Consider the following 16,727-nt stretch of genomic DNA (forward strand, 5'->3'; position numbering starts at 1 on the left):
TCGCCGGTCACGTCTCCCGGAGCGGGATCCGCAACGCCTTCTGCTCGTCGTCCCATGCGGTCGGGCGCGGCCCGCTGACCACCCGCTCCCCCAGCACCTCCCGGACGAGGACCGACCGGTCCCCGGCCGGGTTGCGCTGCTTGAGCAGCAGGCCCCCGCTGCGCGGGCCGGTCAGCGGGACCAGCCAGAGGTCGTCGTCGCGTACCGCGGCGACCGCCGCGTCCGACGGGAACCGGCCGGCCGCGAGCCGGGCCGGCAACCGCAGGTAGCCGTCCGGGGTGAACTCCACCGGGTCGTCCGCGCCGGCGTCGGGCCGGAGCTCCGCGAGGTACTCCCGCTCCACCATCTCGATCACCTGTTCCATCCCTCGCCGCACCGGCTCGGACAGCTCGGCGCCGAGCTCCACGCCTGCCACCTCGATCAGGAACACCGTGATGTCGTCCGGGCAGGCCTCCGCCAGCGCCCACCGGGCCAGTGCGATCGCATGGTCCCAACGGAACGAGTGCGTGTGCACCCCCTCGAGCGGAGGCAGGTCGGCCAGCTCGGCGCCCGGAACGCGGAACACGGTGCCCGGGTCCGAGCCGGTCGCCGCAGCGTCGACGACGACGACGCGATCGGCGCCGCGCATCTGGAACGCGACGTCCATCCCCGCGGTGCCGCCGTCGACCAGCCGGGCGCCGTCCGGGACACCGCGTTCCCACAGGTGGCGCACGAGCACCGGGCCGACCCCGTCGTCACCCCGCAGCAGGTTCCCGCAGCCGATCACCAGCACGGCGCAGCCGGGCGGTTCCAGGTCCGGGGGTTCGGTGGCGGACGTCGGACTCACACCATTCCGTTGACGACGAACTTCGACAGTTCCCGCCCGGTCCTCCCGTCGTAGGCGTGCACGGTGCACACCAGGCAGGAGTCGAAGCTGCGCGCCACGTGCCCGAGCTCCACCGGGTCCTCGGCGTCCACGATCGGCGAGCCGACCAGCGCGGACTCGATCGGGCCCGCCACCTCGGCGCCGTCGCGCGGCCCGATGTTCCAGGCCGTCGGCGTGATCACCTGGTAGTTCTTGATCTTGTTGTCCTCGATCACGATCCAGTCGGACAGTGCACCGCGGGCCGCCTCGGTGGAGCCGAAGCCCTTGCCCTCCGCGTACTCGGTGGGCTTGGTGTAGAAGCTCTCCTTCAGGTCCAGCTGGTCCAGCCAGTTCCGCACCCACGAGTAGTACTTGGGTGCCTCGTGCATCCGCGCCAGCTGGCGGACGAACACGCTCGGCCCCATCTTGGCCACGATGTCGACGAACAGCGGGTCCTCGTCCTGGTGGGCGGCCGCGCCCGGCGCGCCCGCCGCCATCCGGCGGGCCAGCGGCCCGGCCTCCAGCGGGACGTGCCCGAGGCCCGGGACGTCGTAGCGGGGCGACTTCGCCCAGCTGTACTTGCCCTGCTGGGCACCGACGGCCGGGTCGATCGGGTTGGTCTCGCCCTCGAACGGGTGCAGCGCGCCGGTGCCCTCGTAGAACGAGTGCGTGACGTCCTCGGTGACCCGGGCCTGGTCGAAGGCGTGCCAGGTGCCACCGGCGTAGATGCCGGAGCGGCCGATCAGCGCGTCGTTGCGCCCGTCGATGGTCGGGTTCTCGTAGCGCGACGGCTCGAAGTAGGTGCCGGTCGCCAGGAAGTTCCCGACCCCGCGGCCGTAGCGGTCGAGCCCGATGTCGAGCGAGTAGCGGATGAAGAAACCGCAGTCGCTGTTGTAGTGCGACTCGTTCTCCTCGACCCAGGCCAGCACGTCGGACCAGGTCCGGTTCTCCAGCCAGCGCTCCACCGAGCAACCCAGCCACTGCTTCTCGAGCCAGTTGTCCTTCCAGTGCTCGAAGATCGCGATGGACCGGGTGACGTCGGCCAGCGTCGGGGCGCACATGACGCCCCCGGGCACCATGAAGCTGGAGTGCGGCCACTGCCCGCCGAAGATCGCGTAGACCTCGACCGGCTTGGCCGAGAGGACCACCCCCGGCTGGTAGCTCGTACCGACGTAGGGGGCGAACCGGCGGACGGCCTCCTCGTACAACGCGGACTTCGCGTAGTTCTTGTTCGTGAAGTCGATCGCGAACAGCGCGTAGAAGTACCGCGGGATCGACTGCAGCGTCTCCGCGGCCTGGCAGATGTTGCGGATCAGGGTGGCGTTGGGCGGCATGTGCGTCTTCCATGCCGTGTCCAGCGCATAGGCCGACTTGTAGAGGTGGCTGCCGCCGCAGATGCCACAGATCCGCGGGGTCACGATCAGGCCGGCCTGGGGGTCCTTGCCGCGCAGGATCATCTCGAAACCGCGGAACATCGCGGCCTCGGTCCAGGCCGAGGTGACGACGCCGTCGTCGACGGTCACCCGGACGTCGAGGTCGCCCTCGACCCGGCCGAGCGGGCTGACGTGGAGATCGAGTGTGGTCATGGTGGTGGGTCCTTTCGGAGCGTCGGTCGGGACGGCCGGTCAGACGACGAACATGTCCTCCTTGGACCACTGCGGCGCCGCGATCTTCGCTGCCGCGGCGTGCGCCATGTAGGTCAGGTGGTCGCTTCCCTCGGGGACCTCCTTCGGGATGGCCCCGCTGACCTTCTGCGTCTTGAACACCGTCCCCGGTGCGAGATCGAAGTGCGGGAACTCGGGCTCGGTGCAGCCCAGGCACGGCATGCCGGCCCTGGTCTTCGACGACTGCCGGTTCCACAGGATCCGGTTGCACGGCGAGTGCGTCATCGGCCCGCGGCAGCCGAGCTCGTAGAACAGGCAGCCGGTGCGGGTGCCCTCCCCGAACGAGTACGTGGACTGCTTGTACTCGAAGAACTGGACCCGGGTGCAGCCGGTCTGGGTGAAGGACTTGAAGAACGTCTCCGGCCGGTGCATGTCGTCGAGCGTGATGTCGCCCGCCCGGCCGGTGGCGAGCGCGACGAGGATCTGGGTGATCCAGTCGGGGTGCGCGGGGCAGCCCGGCACGTTGATCACCGGTAGCCCCATCTTGGACTTGAAGTCGGGGCCGAGGAACCCGCCCTTGGCCCGCTTGTGGAACTGCAGTCCGGTCGAACCGGACGGGTTCGGCTCCATCGCCGGGATCCCGCCGAAGCAGGCGCAGTCACCGATGGCGACCACGATCTGCGCCGCCGCGGCCAGGTCGGTGACCCAGTCCTTCATCGGCCGGTCGGCGAACATGTCCATCCGCCCGGAGCCGTCGGGCGCCTCGATGACGGTGCCCTCGAACACGAAGATGTCCAGCGGGCGATCGCCGTTCACGCAGTCCCAGAAGACCTTCTGCGCGTTCTTGCCCAGCTCCAGCCCGAGCGACGGGTGCCAGACCAGATCCAGCCCGAAGTCGACGATCAGGTCGACGACGTTCGGTTCCTCGGCGTTGAGGAACGACATCGTGTTCCCGCTGCACGCTCCGCCCTGGAACCACAGCACGGACGCCATGGGGGACTCCTCTCGGCAGGCTCGCCGCGCGGCGGGCCGTGTGGTGGGCCGGCAGCCGGGCCGCCGGTGCGAATCTGTTCGGAAGTGTGGTTTCTGTTCGGAAGTGTGGTGGTGGGAGTGCGGATGTGGTGGTGGGAGCGCGCTCAGGTGAGGCGACGGCCCAGTGCACGGGCCGTCTCGACGAGGACCGCGAGTCCGCGGGCGACGTCGTCGTCGCGCAGCGTGCGCAACAGCCCGAACACGCCGGAGGGCGGAGCGGGTGCCGCCGACGCACGCTCCCGGCCCGCCACCAGTGCCTCACCGAACAGGACCAGGGTGTCCGCCGTCCGCGGATCGGTCAGCAGCGACGAGGTGAGCAGGGTCTGCAGCTGCGGGGTCGCACCGGCGACCCCGCCGGACAGCGTGGCGAGGCTGCCGACCAGCCCTCGCAGGTCGACGTCCGCCAGCTCCGCCGGGAGACCGACCGACCGCAGGTCCCGGACTCCGTCGGCGACGGCCTCGGTGATGACGTCGCCGCGCCGGACGAAGCCGTCGAGCGACTCGACGAGCAGCGCGAGCAGGTCGGCGTGCTCGAGGATGTCGCCGAGCGCGGCGGCCACCTTCGGGTCGTCCAACCGCTCCGCGAGCCCGTCGGCCGGCGACCGCGCGGCGAGCTGACCGTTGACGGTCACGGGGTCCTCCTCGGTGCTGGGCGGATGTGTGAGGCGAGGCACAAGGCTAGGCCCGAAGACGGACCCGGCCTATCTCTTCTGCGCAGCGACTGTCGTGATTGCGCTGACCTTGTGACGGTCATGCGCTGTTCTCCGGGACGGACTTGCGTGCAGGGTGGAGGATTCCTCGCGGATCACGGAGTTGTGAGCGGCTCATGTCACGTCTGTCCCGACTGCGCTCGATCGACATCCGGCGAACCCGGGGGCCCGTCCGACGAAAGGTCCGGTCCCGCGGCGTCCCGCCGGCACTGGCCGAGCACGAGATCTTCTACTCGGAGGAGCTGTGGGAAGCGGCTTTCATGGTCGGCAAGGTCCTGTCGGCCGCGACGCTGGACCTGCGCCGACCGGAGGAGCCCGGGTTCGCGGCGAGCTTGTTCGGCGTCCAGCTCCGCGACATCAGCCTGCTGTACCTGGACCTGACGGTGGCCGCGACGCTGGACATCCCGGCCCTCGGGCCCTACTTCACGGTCTGCATGCCGACCAACGGCCGGGTGGTGTGCGAGCACGGGTCCGGAATCGCCTTCGAGGCGAACACGGTGCGTGCACTGGTCACCAGCCCGGGCACCGCGCTCACCATGCACTTCGACCACGACTCGCCGATCCTGGTGCTCCGGATCGAGGAGCAGGCCCTGCTGGCATACCTGACCCGGCTGCTGGGCCGGCGGCTCCCGCACCCGATCAGCTTCGCCCCGGAGTTCGACCTCGCCGCGGAGCCTGCGATGCGGTGGAACACCGCGGTGCAGCTGCTGCACGCCGAGGTGTTCTACCCGGACTCGCTGGTCCAGCACGGCCACGGGATCGGGGCGGTCGAGGAGCTGCTGATGTCCAGCCTGCTGTACCTGCAGCCCTCGAACTACCACGCCGACCTGACCCGGCCCACGAACTCCACCGGGCGCCGGGTGGTGCGCGAGGCCGCCGAGTACATCGAGGCGCACCTCGGCGAGCGGATCTCGATGGCGACGCTCGCGGGCAGCGTGCACATGAGCGTGCGCTCGATCCAGCAGGCCTTCCGCGACGAGCTCGGGATGTCCCCGGTCGCCTACATCCGGGAGCGCAGACTGAACCGGATCCGCGACGAGCTGACCGACGCGATGCCGGGCGACGGGGTGACCGTCACCGCCGTCGCGCAGCGGTGGGGCTTCCAGCATCTCGGGAGCTTCTCGGTGGAGTACCGCAAGCGCTGGGGCGAGTCCCCGTCGGAGACGCTGCGCCGCTGAGCGTCGCCGGCCCGGACCTCACCGGCCCCGAACGTCACCGGCCTGATCATCACCGACCCGAACGCCGCCGACCCGACGCCGCCGACCCGAACGTCACCGCCCTGATCGTCACCGCCCAGATCGTCACCGCCCACCCGGAGGAGCCGTCGTGCACGAACTGTCCCTGTGCCGCTCGATCGTCGGGGTCGTCGAGCGGCATGCCGACACCGCACGCGTCCGGCGGGTGAACCTGCAGGTGGGACATCTGCGACAGGTCGTGCCCGCGACGTTGGAGTACTGCTGGTCGCTGGTGAACGCCGACACGCCGCTCGGTGGCTCGGAGCTGTGCATCGAGTCGGTGCCGGCGCGGATCCGCTGCACCGTCTGCGCGGGGACCAGCGAGCTCGACGCGCCGGTCCTGGTGTGCACGCACTGCGGCGGGACCGCGGTGCAGGTCGTCACCGGGGAGGAATTCCTCATCACGTCCCTCGAACTCACGGAGGCCTGACCATGGGTCGATTCCACCGCCACGACGACGCGCACGGCCACGGCCACGGCCACGGCCACGGCCACGGCGAACACAGCCACAGCGAACACAGTCACGGCGGGCACCCGCACGGGGACCACTCCGGTTACGACACCGGGCCGGAGAGGGTGAGCGTGCTCGAGCGCATCTTCGACGAGAACGACGCCACCGCCGCCGCCAACCGGGCGGACTTCGAGTCGGCCGGGGTCACGGTGGTCAACCTGATGTCCTCACCCGGCGCCGGCAAGACCTCGCTGCTGCGGGCCACCCTGCAACGGCTGGCCGGCACCCCCCGGATCGGGATCGTCGAGGGCGACATCGAGACCAGCCTGGACGCCGACCGCCTCCACGGGCTCGGCGCCGCGATCACCCTGGTGAACACCGGCAACGGGTTCGGCGGCGAGTGCCATCTGGACGCCCCGATGGTCCGCTCGGCGCTCCCCCGGTTGCCGCTCGAGGAGCTCGACCTGGTGATCATCGAGAACGTCGGCAACCTGGTCTGCCCGGCCGAGTTCGCCGTCGGGGAGCACTCCAGGGCGATGGTGTTCTCGGTGACCGAGGGCGAGGACAAGCCGCTCAAGTACCCGGTGATGTTCCGGTCCGCGGACCTGATCGTCGTGAACAAGATCGATCTGCTGCCGCACCTCCCGTTCGAGCTCGACGACTTCTACCGCAACCTGCGCGCGGTCAACCCGGGCGTCGCCGTCGTCGAGACGAGTGTCGTCACCGGCGCCGGGATCGACCGGTGGTGCGACTGGCTCACCACCGCCGGGCGGTGACCGGCGGATACCCCGCGGGATCCTCCGCTGCGGGGAGGCCGGGAGCCGCTCGCCGGGCCTAGCGTCGCGGCACGACCGGTGGCGCGGTGCCGGCGGTCGTCGAAGGAGGTGCCCATGCACGGGCTGCGGACGACGGCGAGTGCACTCGTCGAGCATCCCCGGGGGATCCTCGCGCTCGACGCGGGCCCCGGCGGCCCGGACGGGCACGGGTTGCGGCGGCTGGTCGCCACGACCCCCGGCCTGCAGGAGTACGTGAGCGGGCTCGTCCTCCCCGCGTCGTCCTTCCACCCCGGTACCGGGCCGGGCATCGTCGCGGGCGTGCGGGCCGATCCCGGCCGGGTCCCGCTGCCCGGTGCACCCGGTGAGACCGTCGTCGGTGGTACGGACGGACTGCCGGAGCGGATGGCCGGGCACGCCCGGGCCGGGGCCCGGTTCGTGGTCTGCCGGGCCCGCACCGTCGCCGGCGCCTCGGTGTGGGCGGTCCGGTCCAACGCGAACGTGCTCGCCCGGTACGCGCGGGCGGCCCAGGACGCCGGGCTCGTCCCGCTCCTGCACTGCGGCATCGCCCGGGACGGCACCCACTCCGCCGACACGGCCGCGACCACCCTCGCGGCCCTGCTGACCCGGCTGGTCGCAGAGCTCGACGACGCCGGTGTGGATCCGCGGGCGACCGTGCTCGGTCCCGGATCGGCGCTGCCCGGCACGGGGTCCGGGCAGCGGGTCGATCCGGTGCATCACGGCGAGCTGACCCGGGAGGTGCTCCGCTGCGTGGTCCCGTCCGGGTTCGCGGGGATCGCGCTGCACACCGGCCCCGACGGACCGGACGACGGCGCGGGCCTGCTGGCAGCGGCCCAGGCACCGGATCCGAGCCGGCCACTGACGTTCTGCCTGGGGCGGAGCCTGACCGCTCCGGTCGCCCGCCGCCTGCGCGGACCCGGTGGCGCCCCGCAGGGCGCGCGGGTGGAACTGCTCGGCGCGGTGCAGCGGATGTCGGCGGTGCTGCGTCCCGTCCGGCCCCGGCTGCGGATCGCCTGATCCTCCCCGGGTGCGGCGACGCCGGCTCCCCACCGGGCTGGGACGCTGGCCCCATGTGCCTGCCCGCCACCGGTACGGGGTGATCCCGCGTGCACGCGATCCTGCTCGGACTCGGCGGTCTCGCCCTGTTGCTGTCCGGCGCCGAGTTGCTGGTGCGGGCCGGTTCACGGCTCGCGAGCCGGCTCGGGCTGTCCCCGATGATCATCGGCCTGACCGTCGTCTCGGTCGGGACGAGCCTGCCGGAGCTCGCGATCGGCATCGACGCCGCCCGCTCGGGCAGCGCGGGCCTGGCCACCGGGAACATCGTCGGGACGAACCTGGTCAACCTGCTGTTCGTGCTCGGTCTGGGCGCGCTGCTGCGGCCGGTCCTGTTCAGCAACCGGACGCTGCGGTTCGACCTGCCCGCGATGGTCGTCGCGACGCTGCTGTTCTTCGTGCTGGCCCGGGACGGCTCGCTGGGGCCGGTGGACGGCGCACTGCTGGTCGCCGGGGCCGTGGCCTACACGGTGCTGATCTTCCGGACGAGCCGGCGGGAGGACGTGGCCGTGGAGGCCGGGGCCGGCGGGGCGGGCGGTGGCCCGGTCCTGCAGCTGCTGGTGCTCGCCGTGTCGATCGCGCTGGTCGTCGTCGGCGCCGAGTTGCTGGTCGACGGCGCGGCGCAGGGGGCGCGGGCGTTCGGGGTGGACGAGGCCGTGATCGGGCTGACCGTCGTCGCGATCGGCACCTCGGCACCGGAGCTGGTGACGATGCTGGTCGCGATCGTCCGCGGCGAGACCGGGCTGGCGATCGGGAACCTGGTCGGCTCCAGCGTGTACAACATCGCGCTGGTCCTGGGCGTCACGGTGCTCGCCGCGCCGGGCGCGTCGATCGACGTCCCGCCCGACGTGGTCGACGCCGATCTGGTGCTGCTGGCGGTCGCGACCGTCGGGACCGCGATCGCGATGCGGACCGGAGCGAAGCTGACCCGGTTGGAGGGAGGCACGCTCGTCGCCGTCTACCTGGCGTACCTCACCTGGCTGATCCTCTCCCGCACGTAGCGGGCCGCGGTCGGTCCCGACCGCGGCCCGCCCCGTGCGGTGCCACGCTCAGGCGCGCACGGTCCGGTCCTGCGCCGGGGCCGCCGGTACCCCGTCCGACCGGCGTCCGAGCACGACGTAGAGCGCGCCGTAGACGACGACGCCGAACACCGCGAGGGCCACGCCGAGCGTGCCTGCCCACTGGTCGTACGCACCGGTCAGCAGCAGCAGTGCCGGGAACCAGGCCGTCACCCAGCCCTGGATCGCACAGACCGCGCCGGTGTAGCGACCGAGTCGCTCCTGCTTGAGACCGAGCAGCAGGAAGAACAGCAGCCACAGGAACGCCCAGTGCAGCCAGATCACGCCGAATCCCGGGTCCGCGAAGCGGGTGAAGTTCACCCAGGAGAACACCAGCGCGGACAGGAACACGAACAAGCAGAAGTAACCCAGTCCGCTGCTGTCGAGTCCGAGCGTGAGGTTCAGCGCGACGTAGAGATAGGTGAACGAGAACAGGTACAGCCCGGAGGCGAACAGGATGGCGTTCGCGTCCCCGTCCGCGGTGAAGATCAGATAGGTGGGGGTGACGATCTGCAGCCCACCGACGAAGAAGTTCATCGGTGCGGCCGAGCGCGCCTCCACCCATCCCAGCAGCATCACGCCGTTGATGAACAGGACGGCGCCGACGAACAGCAGACCGACGGATCCCATCGCCGGTACCTCAGCCCCGGGCCACCGGGACGCCCTGCCCCGGGTCGATCTTCGCCGGGCCGTCCTTGCCCGGGCGGACGTCGAAGTCGAAGATCTCGGTCGGCAGGTAGACCGTGGAGCACGAGTTCGGGATGTCGACGACGCCGGACAGCCTGCCCTCGATCGGCGCCGCGCCCAGGATCATGTAGGCCTGGATGGGCGAGTAGCCGAACTGGGTCAGGTAGTCGATCGCGTGCAGGCAGGCCCGCTGGTACGACAGGTGTGAGTCGAGGTAGCGCTGCTCGCCGGACAGGGTCACCGAAGTACCGGAGAACGCCAGCCACTCGCTGTACTGCGGGTCGGTCCGGCCGGGCATGAAGATCGCGTTCTCGGCGACGCCGTACTTCTCCATCCCGCCCTTGATGACGTCGACGTGCAGGTCCATGAACCCGCCCATCTCGATCGCCCCGCAGAAGGTGATCTCACCGTCGCCCTGGGAGAAGTGCAGGTCGCCCATCGACAGCTTCGCGCCGTCGACGAACACCGGGTAGAAGACCCGGCTGCCCCTGGTGAGGTTCTTGATGTCCTGGTTGCCACCGTTCTCCCGCGGCGGCGCCGTGCGGGCCGCCTCATCGGCGGCGCGCTCGAAGTCGGCGCCGGTGAGCGTGCCGAGGATCGCCGAGTCCGGGTTCGGCGGCAGCGCCAGCGGCGGGACGCGCTGCGGGTCGGTGTCGATCAGGGCCTGCTCGCGGGCGTTCCAGGTGCGCAGCAGCTCGTGCGAGGGCGCGGTGCCCATCAGCCCGGGGTGCACGATGCCGGTGAAGGACACGTGCGGGACGTGCCGGGAGGTGGCGACCCCGCCCTGGAAGTCCCAGATCACCTTGTAGGCGTCCGGGAACTGCTCGGTCAGGAAGCCGCCGCCGTTGCCGGTGGCGAACACGCCGGTGTAACCCCAGCCCTGCCCGGCGAGCGGACCGGAGTCCTCCTGCGGGATCGGGCCGACGTCGAGGATGTCGACGATGAGCAGGTCACCCGGCTGTACGCCCTCGACGTGGATCGGGCCGGAGAGCACGTGCACGCCGGCGAGCGGGGCGTTGAGGATGTCGTCGGCGGAGTCGTCGTTGCGGATGGCCCCGTCGAACCACTCGCGACAGTCGACCCGGAAGCTGTCGCCGGGGCGTACCCGGACCTGCGCCGGGACGTCCGGGTGCCACCGGTTGTGGCCGACGATCTGCTGCTCGGTGAACTTCTTGCGGGAGTCGAGCGGGAACACGTTCTTGGGCATGGCGAACGCACCTTCATCTCATCGGTGACCGGCCCGGAGGGACCGGGGCGGACGGGACAGCGCGGCGGGCCGGTGGCCCGTCGCGAGTAGCGGTCCGGGTGTGGCTCGGACCGGCGGTTCAGGGGCGCGGGAGGCCCCGGGTACGGGGATCGAGGCGGGTGGTGGCCGGGCGCGGTCCGGTGCCCGCCGACGGCAGTGACGTGACGACCTGCGGCTCGGTCCGGCTGGCCTCGGTGCGGTCGATCAGGGCCATCCGGTTCCGGTCGGCGAGTCCGAGCATCGGCGGGGTGATCAGCCGGTCCGCGACGGCGCCGCAGGCCGGGCAGGACAGGGTCGCCGGAGCGGTGCCGATCGGCAGCCGGACGTCGACCGGACCGTCGGTCCCGCACCGGTACGTGTAGGTCGCCATGACAGCCTCGCTCGGTCAGGAAATAATTTCCTGGGAAAGCTATAGCGGAGCGCGCATGGTGTCAACGGTCACAGCTGCTGGATGACGTCCCAGCTCAGACCGTCGGCGGCCGCGAGGAACACCCGCTGCTGCAGATGCCGGTCCCGCAGCTCGACCGTGCCGCGCGGGCTTTCGTAGGACAACCCGTCCGACACCGCCAGCATCGACCGCACGTCGGTCGACCCGGCCCGGCGCATCAGTGCCGTCAGCAACCGCACGCCCTCGTAGCAGGACTCGCCCAGGCTGTTCAGCACCGGTGCCTCCGGGCCGAAGCGACGCGAGTACCAGGCCGCGAAGTCGAGCCCGGAGGCGGTGGCGAGGTCCTCGAAGTAGCCGGCCGAGGTCATCAGGCCGCGGGTGTTCTCGGCCCCGGAGGCGAGCAGCACGTTCTCGTCGATCAGCGAGCTGAACCGCAGGATGTCGCGGTCCATCCCGACGGCGGCGAACGCCTTGTTGAACTCGACGGCGTCGTCGCCGATCAGCAACATCAGTACCGCCTCGCAACCGCTGCGCTCGACCCGCCTGACCACCGCGTCGAACCGGGTGGTGCCCAGCGGCACGTACATCTCGTCGCACACGGTGCCGTCGATCCGCCGCAGGTAGCGGCGGGCCGCGTCGGCCGATCGGCGCGGCCAGACGTAGTCGTCGCCGACGATCGTCCAGCGCCGGACACCGACCGTCTCGGCGAACCAGTCCAGGGTCGGACCGAGCTGCAGGTCGGGCGTCTCACCGGTGAGGAAGACACCGGGCCGGTGCTCGCCGCCCTCGTAGAGCGCGGTGTAGGCATACGGCACCCGGCCGCCGATCGCCGGCGCGACGGCCTCGCGCACGGCCGAGATGTGCCAGCCGGCGACGGCCTCCACCGTGCCGGCGGTGACCAGCGCGGCGACCTCGCGCGCGACCTCGGCCGGTGCGGCGCCGCCGTCCACCGGGAGCAGGCGCAGCTCCCGGCCCAGCACGCCACCCTCCTCGTTGGTCTCCTCCATCGCCAGCGTCCCGCAGCTCTCACAGGACGGGCCGAAGATCCCGGCGGGCCCCTGCAACGGGACGACGAGCGCCATCGTGAGCGCATCGCGCCGGCGCGCGGGCGGCAAGGTGAGACGCGATGGCGCCATGCGGCTACGCTAGAGGGGTTCGACCTGCATGTACTGGTCTGTTCGGGGGGATGGTCGAGGCTGATGTCCGACCGGGGTGCGTTCAGGTGAACGACGAGACCCTGCGCCTGCTCTCGATGGTCGAACGTGCTGCCACGCAACGACTCGACGACGCGTTGCGCTCCGCGGGAGCGGACCTCGACCAGTGGCGGGTGCTGTCACTGCTCGCCGACCGGGGCGGTTGCCCGATGAACGTCGTCGCCGAGCACGCGTTGCTGCTGGCACCCAAGTGCTCCAAGCTCGTCGACCGCATGGTGTCGGCGAACCTCGTGCTCCGCAGGCCCGACGAGCACGACCGGCGCCGGGTCCTGATCTTCGCCTCGGCCCGCGGCCGGGAGGCGCTCGCCCGGTGGGACGCCGCCGTGGCCGCCGTCCGGGAACGGTTCGCCGAGATCGTCGGCCCGGACGTCGCGGTGCTCGACGAGCTGCTGCGCAGGCTCGCCGGTGGCCTGGCACCGGCAACCGCGCCGGACCCGGCGACGGCCCCGCCGGCGGGCTGAGCAGACCCCGGCCCGGCGGGTCACACCACCCCCTCTTGCGCTCGCACGCGCACTGGTCCACCCTCTAGACGAACGAACATTCGGTCGCTGGAAGGTGGATCGTGACGACGGCAGACCCGCACACGCCGGAGAGCCTGCAGGCCCGGTTCGACGCGACGATCGCGGCTGACCAACGCATCGAACCGCGGGACTGGATGCCGGAGGCCTACCGGAGGACCCTGATCCGCCAGATCGCCCAGCACGCGCATTCCGAGATCATCGGCATGCAGCCGGAGGGCAACTGGCTGCTGCGGGCGCCGTCGTTGCGGCGCCGGGCGATCCTGCTGGCCAAGGTGCAGGACGAGGCGGGTCACGGCATGTACCTCTACGCCGCCGCGGAGACCCTCGGGGTGGATCGCGAGGAGCTGACCGAGAAGCTGATCGACGCGAAGCAGAAGTACAGCTCGATCTTCAACTATCCGACGCTGTCCTGGGCCGACATCGGGGTGATCGGCTGGTTGGTCGACGGTGCGGCGATCGCCAACCAGGTCCCGCTGTGCCGCTGTTCCTACGGGCCCTACGCCCGGGCGATGATCCGGATCTGCAAGGAGGAGTCGTTCCACCAGCGCCAGGGTTACGAGTCGCTGCTGGCGATGACGGCGGGCACCGAGGCGCAGCGCGAGATGGTGCAGGAGGCCACGAACCGGTGGTGGTGGCCGTCGTTGATGATGTTCGGCCCGGCTGACGGCGACTCGCCCAACACCCGCCAGTCGATGGAGTGGGGCATCAAGCGGCACACCAACGACGAGCTGCGCCAGCGGTTCGTGGACATGACCGTTCCGCAGGCCGCCGCGCTCGGTGTCACGCTGCCGGACCCGGACCTGCGTTGGAACGAGGAGCGGCAGGCGCACGACTTCGGCGAACCGGACTGGTCGGAGTTCACGGCGGTGGTCTCGGGCGCGGGGCCGGCCAACCAGCAGCGGTTGGCGCACCGGCGCCGGGCGCACGAGAACGGCGCCTGGGTGCGGGAGGCCGCGCAGGCCTATGCGGACAAGCGGGCGGCGCGGGCGGAGGTGGGCGCGTGAGCTCCACCGAACCCACCGGGGGCCACGTCGCCGAGGGCGGGCACGGGGCCGTTCCCACCACCGGTGTCGACACCGGCTCCGGGCGGCGGCCCTCGCGCCGGTCCTGGCCGCTCTACGAAGTGTTCGTGCGCGGCAAGCGGGGTCTCAATCACGTGCACGTGGGCTCGCTGCACGCGGCCGACGACGAGATGGCCCTGCACAACGCCCGTGACGTGTACACCCGGCGCAACGAGGGTGTCTCCATCTGGGTGGTGCGGGCCGATCTGATCACCGCGTCGAGCCCGGAGGAGAAGGACCCGTTCTTCGCGCCGTCCGCGGACAAGGTCTACCGGCACCCGACCTTCTACACGATCCCGGAGGAGGTGCCGCACCTGTGAGCGGATCGGTCTACGACGCCCTCACCGAGGAGGGTGACGACCCGCGCTGGGCGTTCGGCTCCGGCTTCTCCGACGCCGGGGCGGACCTGATCGCACCGGTGCCCGACGGCGTCGACCCGGCCGACCTGGCCGAGTACTGCCTGATGCTCGGTGACGACGCGCTGGTCTACAGCCACCGGCTAACCGAGTGGGTCTCGAACGCTCCCGAGCTGGAGGAGGAGGTCGCGCTGGCCAACACCGCTCTCGACCTGCTCGGCCAGGCCCGGGTCCTGCTCTCCCGGGCCGGGCACGTCGAGGGGTTCGTCGCCGGGCGCACCGCCCGCACCGAGGACGATCTCGCGCACTGGCGCGACGTCGCACAGTTCCGCTGCGTCGGGCTCACCGAGCCCTCCGACGATCTCGACTTCGCCCGCTGCGTCGCGCGCCTGCTGGTGTTCTCGGCCTGGCGCCTGGCCCTGTTGCACCGGTTGCAGGGATCGGCCGATCCGGTGCTGGCCGCCGTCGCCGCGAAGGGCGTCAAGGAGCTCACCTACCACCGTGACCACGCGGCCCGCTGGGTCCTGCGCCTCGGCGACGGGACCGCGGAGTCGCACGCGCGCATGCAGGCCGGCCTGGTGTGGGTGTGGCCGCACCTCGACGAGCTGTTCCGCACCTGTGACGTCGAGCGGCGGCTGGTCGCCGCCGGTGTCGCCGTCGATCCCGCGCGGACCCGCGACGAGGTGCACGCCGTGCTGGACCAGGTGATCACCCGGGCCACGCTGACCCGGCCCGAGGTTCCCCCGACCGGCACCGTCGGAGGCCGCGGCGGGCGCCAGGGCGTGCACACCGAGAAGCTCGAGCACGCGCTGGTCGTGCTGCAGAGCCTGGCCCGCAGGCACCCGGGGGCGACGTGGTGAGCGAGGTGCTGCCCGGGCTGGGTGCCCGCGACGTGGTGGCCGCCGTGGTCGACCCGGAGATGCCGATGCTCACCCTGGACGATCTCGGGGTGATCCGCTCGGTGACCGAGCACGAGGGTCGGGTCGCCGTCACGATCACCCCGACCTACTCCGGTTGCCCGGCGATCGAGGAGATGCGCGCCGACATCGCCGGTGCGCTGGCCGCGGCCGGGTACGGCCCGGTCGAGGTGACGACGGTGCTGTCCCCGGCCTGGAGCACCGACTGGATCAGCGAGGCGGGCCGGCGCAAGCTCGCCGAGGCGGGCGTCGCCCCGCCCGGTGCGGCCGCCGCGCACCCGCCCGGTCCGGTCCCGCTGACCCTCGACCCGCCCTCGACCGTGGTGCGCTGCCCGCAGTGCGGCTCCCCGGCCACCGTGGAGCTCTCCCGGTTCGGCCCGACCGCGTGCACCGCGCTGCGCCGCTGCACCGCCTGCCAGGAACCGTTCGAGCACATGAAGGAACTCTGATGCTGCTCACCGAACCCGGCACGACCGACGCCCCGACCGATCTGCCCGCGGGCTTCCACCGGCTGCGGGTCGCCGACGTCGAGCGCCTGTGCGACGACGCCGTCGCGATCACCTTCGACGTGCCCGAGCACCTGCGCGCCTACTACACCTTCCGGCCCGGCCAGTACCTGACGCTGCGGACCGTCACCGCCGACGGGGAGCAGCGCCGGTCGTACTCGATCTGCTCCCCCGCCGGCGCCGCCCCCCGGGTCGGGGTCCGCCGGGTCGACGGCGGCCTGTTCTCCGGGTGGCTGGTCGACCGGCTCGCCCCGGGCGACCTGGTGGAGGTCGGCCCCCCGGCCGGGTCGTTCACCCCCCAGCAGGCCCCGGGCACCCACCACGGTCTCGTCGCGGCCGGCTCGGGGATCACCCCGATGCTCTCGATCGCGGCATCCGTGCTGGCCGCGCACGACGACACCCACGTCACCCTGGTCTACGGCAACCGGCGCACCGACACGGTGATGTTCACCGAGGAGATCGCCGACCTGAAGAACGTCCACGGGCCGCGGCTGCACCTGATCACCGTGCTGTCCCGCGAACCCACCGAAGCGGAGATCGTCAACGGCAGGCTCGACGCCGACCGGCTGCGCAGGCTGTTCACCGGGCTGGTCGACGTGCACGACGTCGACCACTGGTGGCTGTGCGGTCCGCTCGGGATGACCGAGGACGCCCTCACCGTGCTCACCGAGCACGGCGTCGACCGCACCCGGGTGCACCGCGAGCTGTTCTACGTCGGTGAACCCCCACCGGAGCCGCACCGCGCCGAGGACGACCCGGCCCCCGACGGCACCGGGAGCGAGGTGACGATCGTCCTCAACGGACGCTCGACCACGCTGAGTCTGCCCCGCACCGAGTCCGTGCTGGACGCCGCGCAGGAGGTCCGCGGTGACCTGCCCTTCGCCTGCAAGGGCGGCGTGTGCGGCACCTGCCGGGCGAAGGTCACCGCGGGTGAGGTCGAGATGCGGCGCAACTTCGCCCTGGACGACGACGAGCTCACCGCCGGCTTCGTGCTCACCTGCCAGAGCCGGCCGGTGTCGGCCACCGCGACCGTCGACTTCGACGCCTGAG

19 protein-coding genes are annotated in these 16,727 nt (G+C 71.6%); 11 read left to right on the forward strand and 8 right to left on the reverse strand.

Annotation, left to right across the window (positions count from 1 at the left end; translation table 11 throughout):
• Nucleotides 1-7: 7 nt before the first annotated feature.
• The 4 genes from AB0J24_RS12785 to AB0J24_RS12800 form a co-directional block, all read right to left on the reverse strand.
• On the reverse strand, nucleotides 8-826 hold the full coding sequence (locus AB0J24_RS12785; RefSeq protein WP_358679800.1) for a hydrogenase maturation protease: 819 nt from the start codon (nucleotides 824-826) through the stop codon (nucleotides 8-10).
• The gene (locus AB0J24_RS12790; protein ID WP_358679802.1) at nucleotides 823-2,430 is read right to left on the reverse strand and encodes a nickel-dependent hydrogenase large subunit; all 1,608 of its coding nucleotides are present in this window, start codon (nucleotides 2,428-2,430) and stop codon (nucleotides 823-825) included. Before AB0J24_RS12790 ends, AB0J24_RS12785 begins: the two co-directional genes overlap by 4 nt.
• Before the next feature lie 39 nt (nucleotides 2,431-2,469).
• Nucleotides 2,470-3,441 (reverse strand): hydrogenase, encoded by a 972-nt coding sequence (locus AB0J24_RS12795; RefSeq protein ID WP_358679803.1) that lies wholly within the window; start codon nucleotides 3,439-3,441, stop codon nucleotides 2,470-2,472.
• A gap of 143 nt (nucleotides 3,442-3,584) precedes the next feature.
• Entirely contained in the window at nucleotides 3,585-4,112 is a 528-nt protein-coding gene (locus AB0J24_RS12800; protein WP_358679805.1) for a DUF1641 domain-containing protein, read from the reverse strand.
• Nucleotides 4,113-4,306: 194 nt separating this feature from the next.
• Here AB0J24_RS12800 and AB0J24_RS12805 point away from each other — a divergent pair, with 194 nt between their 5' ends.
• The 5 genes from AB0J24_RS12805 to AB0J24_RS12825 all read left to right on the forward strand — a co-directional run bounded on the left by AB0J24_RS12805 (nucleotide 4,307) and on the right by AB0J24_RS12825 (nucleotide 8,724).
• The gene (locus tag AB0J24_RS12805) at nucleotides 4,307-5,368 is read left to right on the forward strand and encodes an AraC family transcriptional regulator (RefSeq protein ID WP_358679808.1); all 1,062 of its coding nucleotides are present in this window, start codon (nucleotides 4,307-4,309) and stop codon (nucleotides 5,366-5,368) included.
• Nucleotides 5,369-5,516: 148 nt separating this feature from the next.
• On the forward strand, nucleotides 5,517-5,855 hold the full coding sequence (locus tag AB0J24_RS12810) for a hydrogenase maturation nickel metallochaperone HypA (RefSeq protein WP_358679811.1): 339 nt from the start codon (nucleotides 5,517-5,519) through the stop codon (nucleotides 5,853-5,855).
• A 2-nt stretch (nucleotides 5,856-5,857) separates the two neighbouring features.
• A complete protein-coding gene (gene hypB / locus AB0J24_RS12815) occupies nucleotides 5,858-6,652 on the forward strand; it encodes a hydrogenase nickel incorporation protein HypB (RefSeq protein WP_358679814.1) in 795 nt (264 codons plus the stop codon).
• A 114-nt stretch (nucleotides 6,653-6,766) separates the two neighbouring features.
• A complete protein-coding gene (locus AB0J24_RS12820; protein ID WP_358679817.1) occupies nucleotides 6,767-7,687 on the forward strand; it encodes a class I fructose-bisphosphate aldolase in 921 nt (306 codons plus the stop codon).
• Between the two features lie 89 nt (nucleotides 7,688-7,776).
• Nucleotides 7,777-8,724 (forward strand): calcium/sodium antiporter, encoded by a 948-nt coding sequence (locus tag AB0J24_RS12825; protein WP_358679820.1) that lies wholly within the window; start codon nucleotides 7,777-7,779, stop codon nucleotides 8,722-8,724.
• A 48-nt stretch (nucleotides 8,725-8,772) separates the two neighbouring features.
• On the opposite strand, the gene AB0J24_RS12830 is transcribed toward AB0J24_RS12825, so the two are convergent.
• From AB0J24_RS12830 to AB0J24_RS12845, 4 genes are all read right to left on the reverse strand, one after another.
• Nucleotides 8,773-9,411 carry an AmiS/UreI family transporter gene (locus tag AB0J24_RS12830; RefSeq protein WP_358679823.1) on the reverse strand — a complete coding sequence of 213 codons (639 nt, stop codon included), beginning with the start codon at nucleotides 9,409-9,411 and terminating at the stop codon, nucleotides 8,773-8,775.
• Nucleotides 9,412-9,421: 10 nt separating this feature from the next.
• Nucleotides 9,422-10,675, reverse strand: coding sequence for a formamidase (fmdA, locus tag AB0J24_RS12835; protein ID WP_358679826.1), 1,254 nt, complete (start codon nucleotides 10,673-10,675; stop codon nucleotides 9,422-9,424).
• Nucleotides 10,676-10,793: 118 nt separating this feature from the next.
• Nucleotides 10,794-11,084: a zinc ribbon domain-containing protein gene (locus tag AB0J24_RS12840; protein WP_358679829.1), complete on the reverse strand. Its 291-nt coding sequence runs from the start codon at nucleotides 11,082-11,084 to the stop codon at nucleotides 10,794-10,796.
• A 68-nt stretch (nucleotides 11,085-11,152) separates the two neighbouring features.
• The gene (locus AB0J24_RS12845; RefSeq protein ID WP_358679832.1) at nucleotides 11,153-12,238 is read right to left on the reverse strand and encodes a substrate-binding domain-containing protein; all 1,086 of its coding nucleotides are present in this window, start codon (nucleotides 12,236-12,238) and stop codon (nucleotides 11,153-11,155) included.
• An 86-nt stretch (nucleotides 12,239-12,324) separates the two neighbouring features.
• On the opposite strand from AB0J24_RS12845, the gene AB0J24_RS12850 reads away from it, so the two are divergent.
• From AB0J24_RS12850 to paaE, 6 genes are all read left to right on the forward strand, one after another.
• Nucleotides 12,325-12,777 (forward strand): MarR family winged helix-turn-helix transcriptional regulator, encoded by a 453-nt coding sequence (locus tag AB0J24_RS12850; RefSeq protein WP_358679835.1) that lies wholly within the window; start codon nucleotides 12,325-12,327, stop codon nucleotides 12,775-12,777.
• Between the two features lie 101 nt (nucleotides 12,778-12,878).
• Entirely contained in the window at nucleotides 12,879-13,841 is a 963-nt protein-coding gene (gene paaA / locus AB0J24_RS12855) for a 1,2-phenylacetyl-CoA epoxidase subunit PaaA (protein WP_358679838.1), read from the forward strand.
• Nucleotides 13,838-14,218 carry a 1,2-phenylacetyl-CoA epoxidase subunit PaaB gene (paaB, locus tag AB0J24_RS12860; protein WP_358679840.1) on the forward strand — a complete coding sequence of 127 codons (381 nt, stop codon included), beginning with the start codon at nucleotides 13,838-13,840 and terminating at the stop codon, nucleotides 14,216-14,218. The genes paaA and paaB overlap by 4 nt, the downstream gene beginning before the upstream one ends.
• Nucleotides 14,215-15,114: a 1,2-phenylacetyl-CoA epoxidase subunit PaaC gene (gene paaC, locus AB0J24_RS12865; RefSeq protein ID WP_358679843.1), complete on the forward strand. Its 900-nt coding sequence runs from the start codon at nucleotides 14,215-14,217 to the stop codon at nucleotides 15,112-15,114. Before paaB ends, paaC begins: the two co-directional genes overlap by 4 nt.
• Nucleotides 15,111-15,620 carry a 1,2-phenylacetyl-CoA epoxidase subunit PaaD gene (gene paaD / locus AB0J24_RS12870; RefSeq protein ID WP_358679846.1) on the forward strand — a complete coding sequence of 170 codons (510 nt, stop codon included), beginning with the start codon at nucleotides 15,111-15,113 and terminating at the stop codon, nucleotides 15,618-15,620. The genes paaC and paaD overlap by 4 nt, the downstream gene beginning before the upstream one ends.
• Nucleotides 15,620-16,726, forward strand: coding sequence for a 1,2-phenylacetyl-CoA epoxidase subunit PaaE (gene paaE, locus AB0J24_RS12875; RefSeq protein ID WP_358679849.1), 1,107 nt, complete (start codon nucleotides 15,620-15,622; stop codon nucleotides 16,724-16,726). The genes paaD and paaE overlap by 1 nt, the downstream gene beginning before the upstream one ends.
• Nucleotide 16,727 lies beyond the last annotated feature (1 nt).

The sequence above is a fragment of the Pseudonocardia sp. NPDC049635 genome (genome assembly GCF_040659795.1).
GTDB lineage: Bacteria > Actinomycetota > Actinomycetes > Mycobacteriales > Pseudonocardiaceae > Pseudonocardia.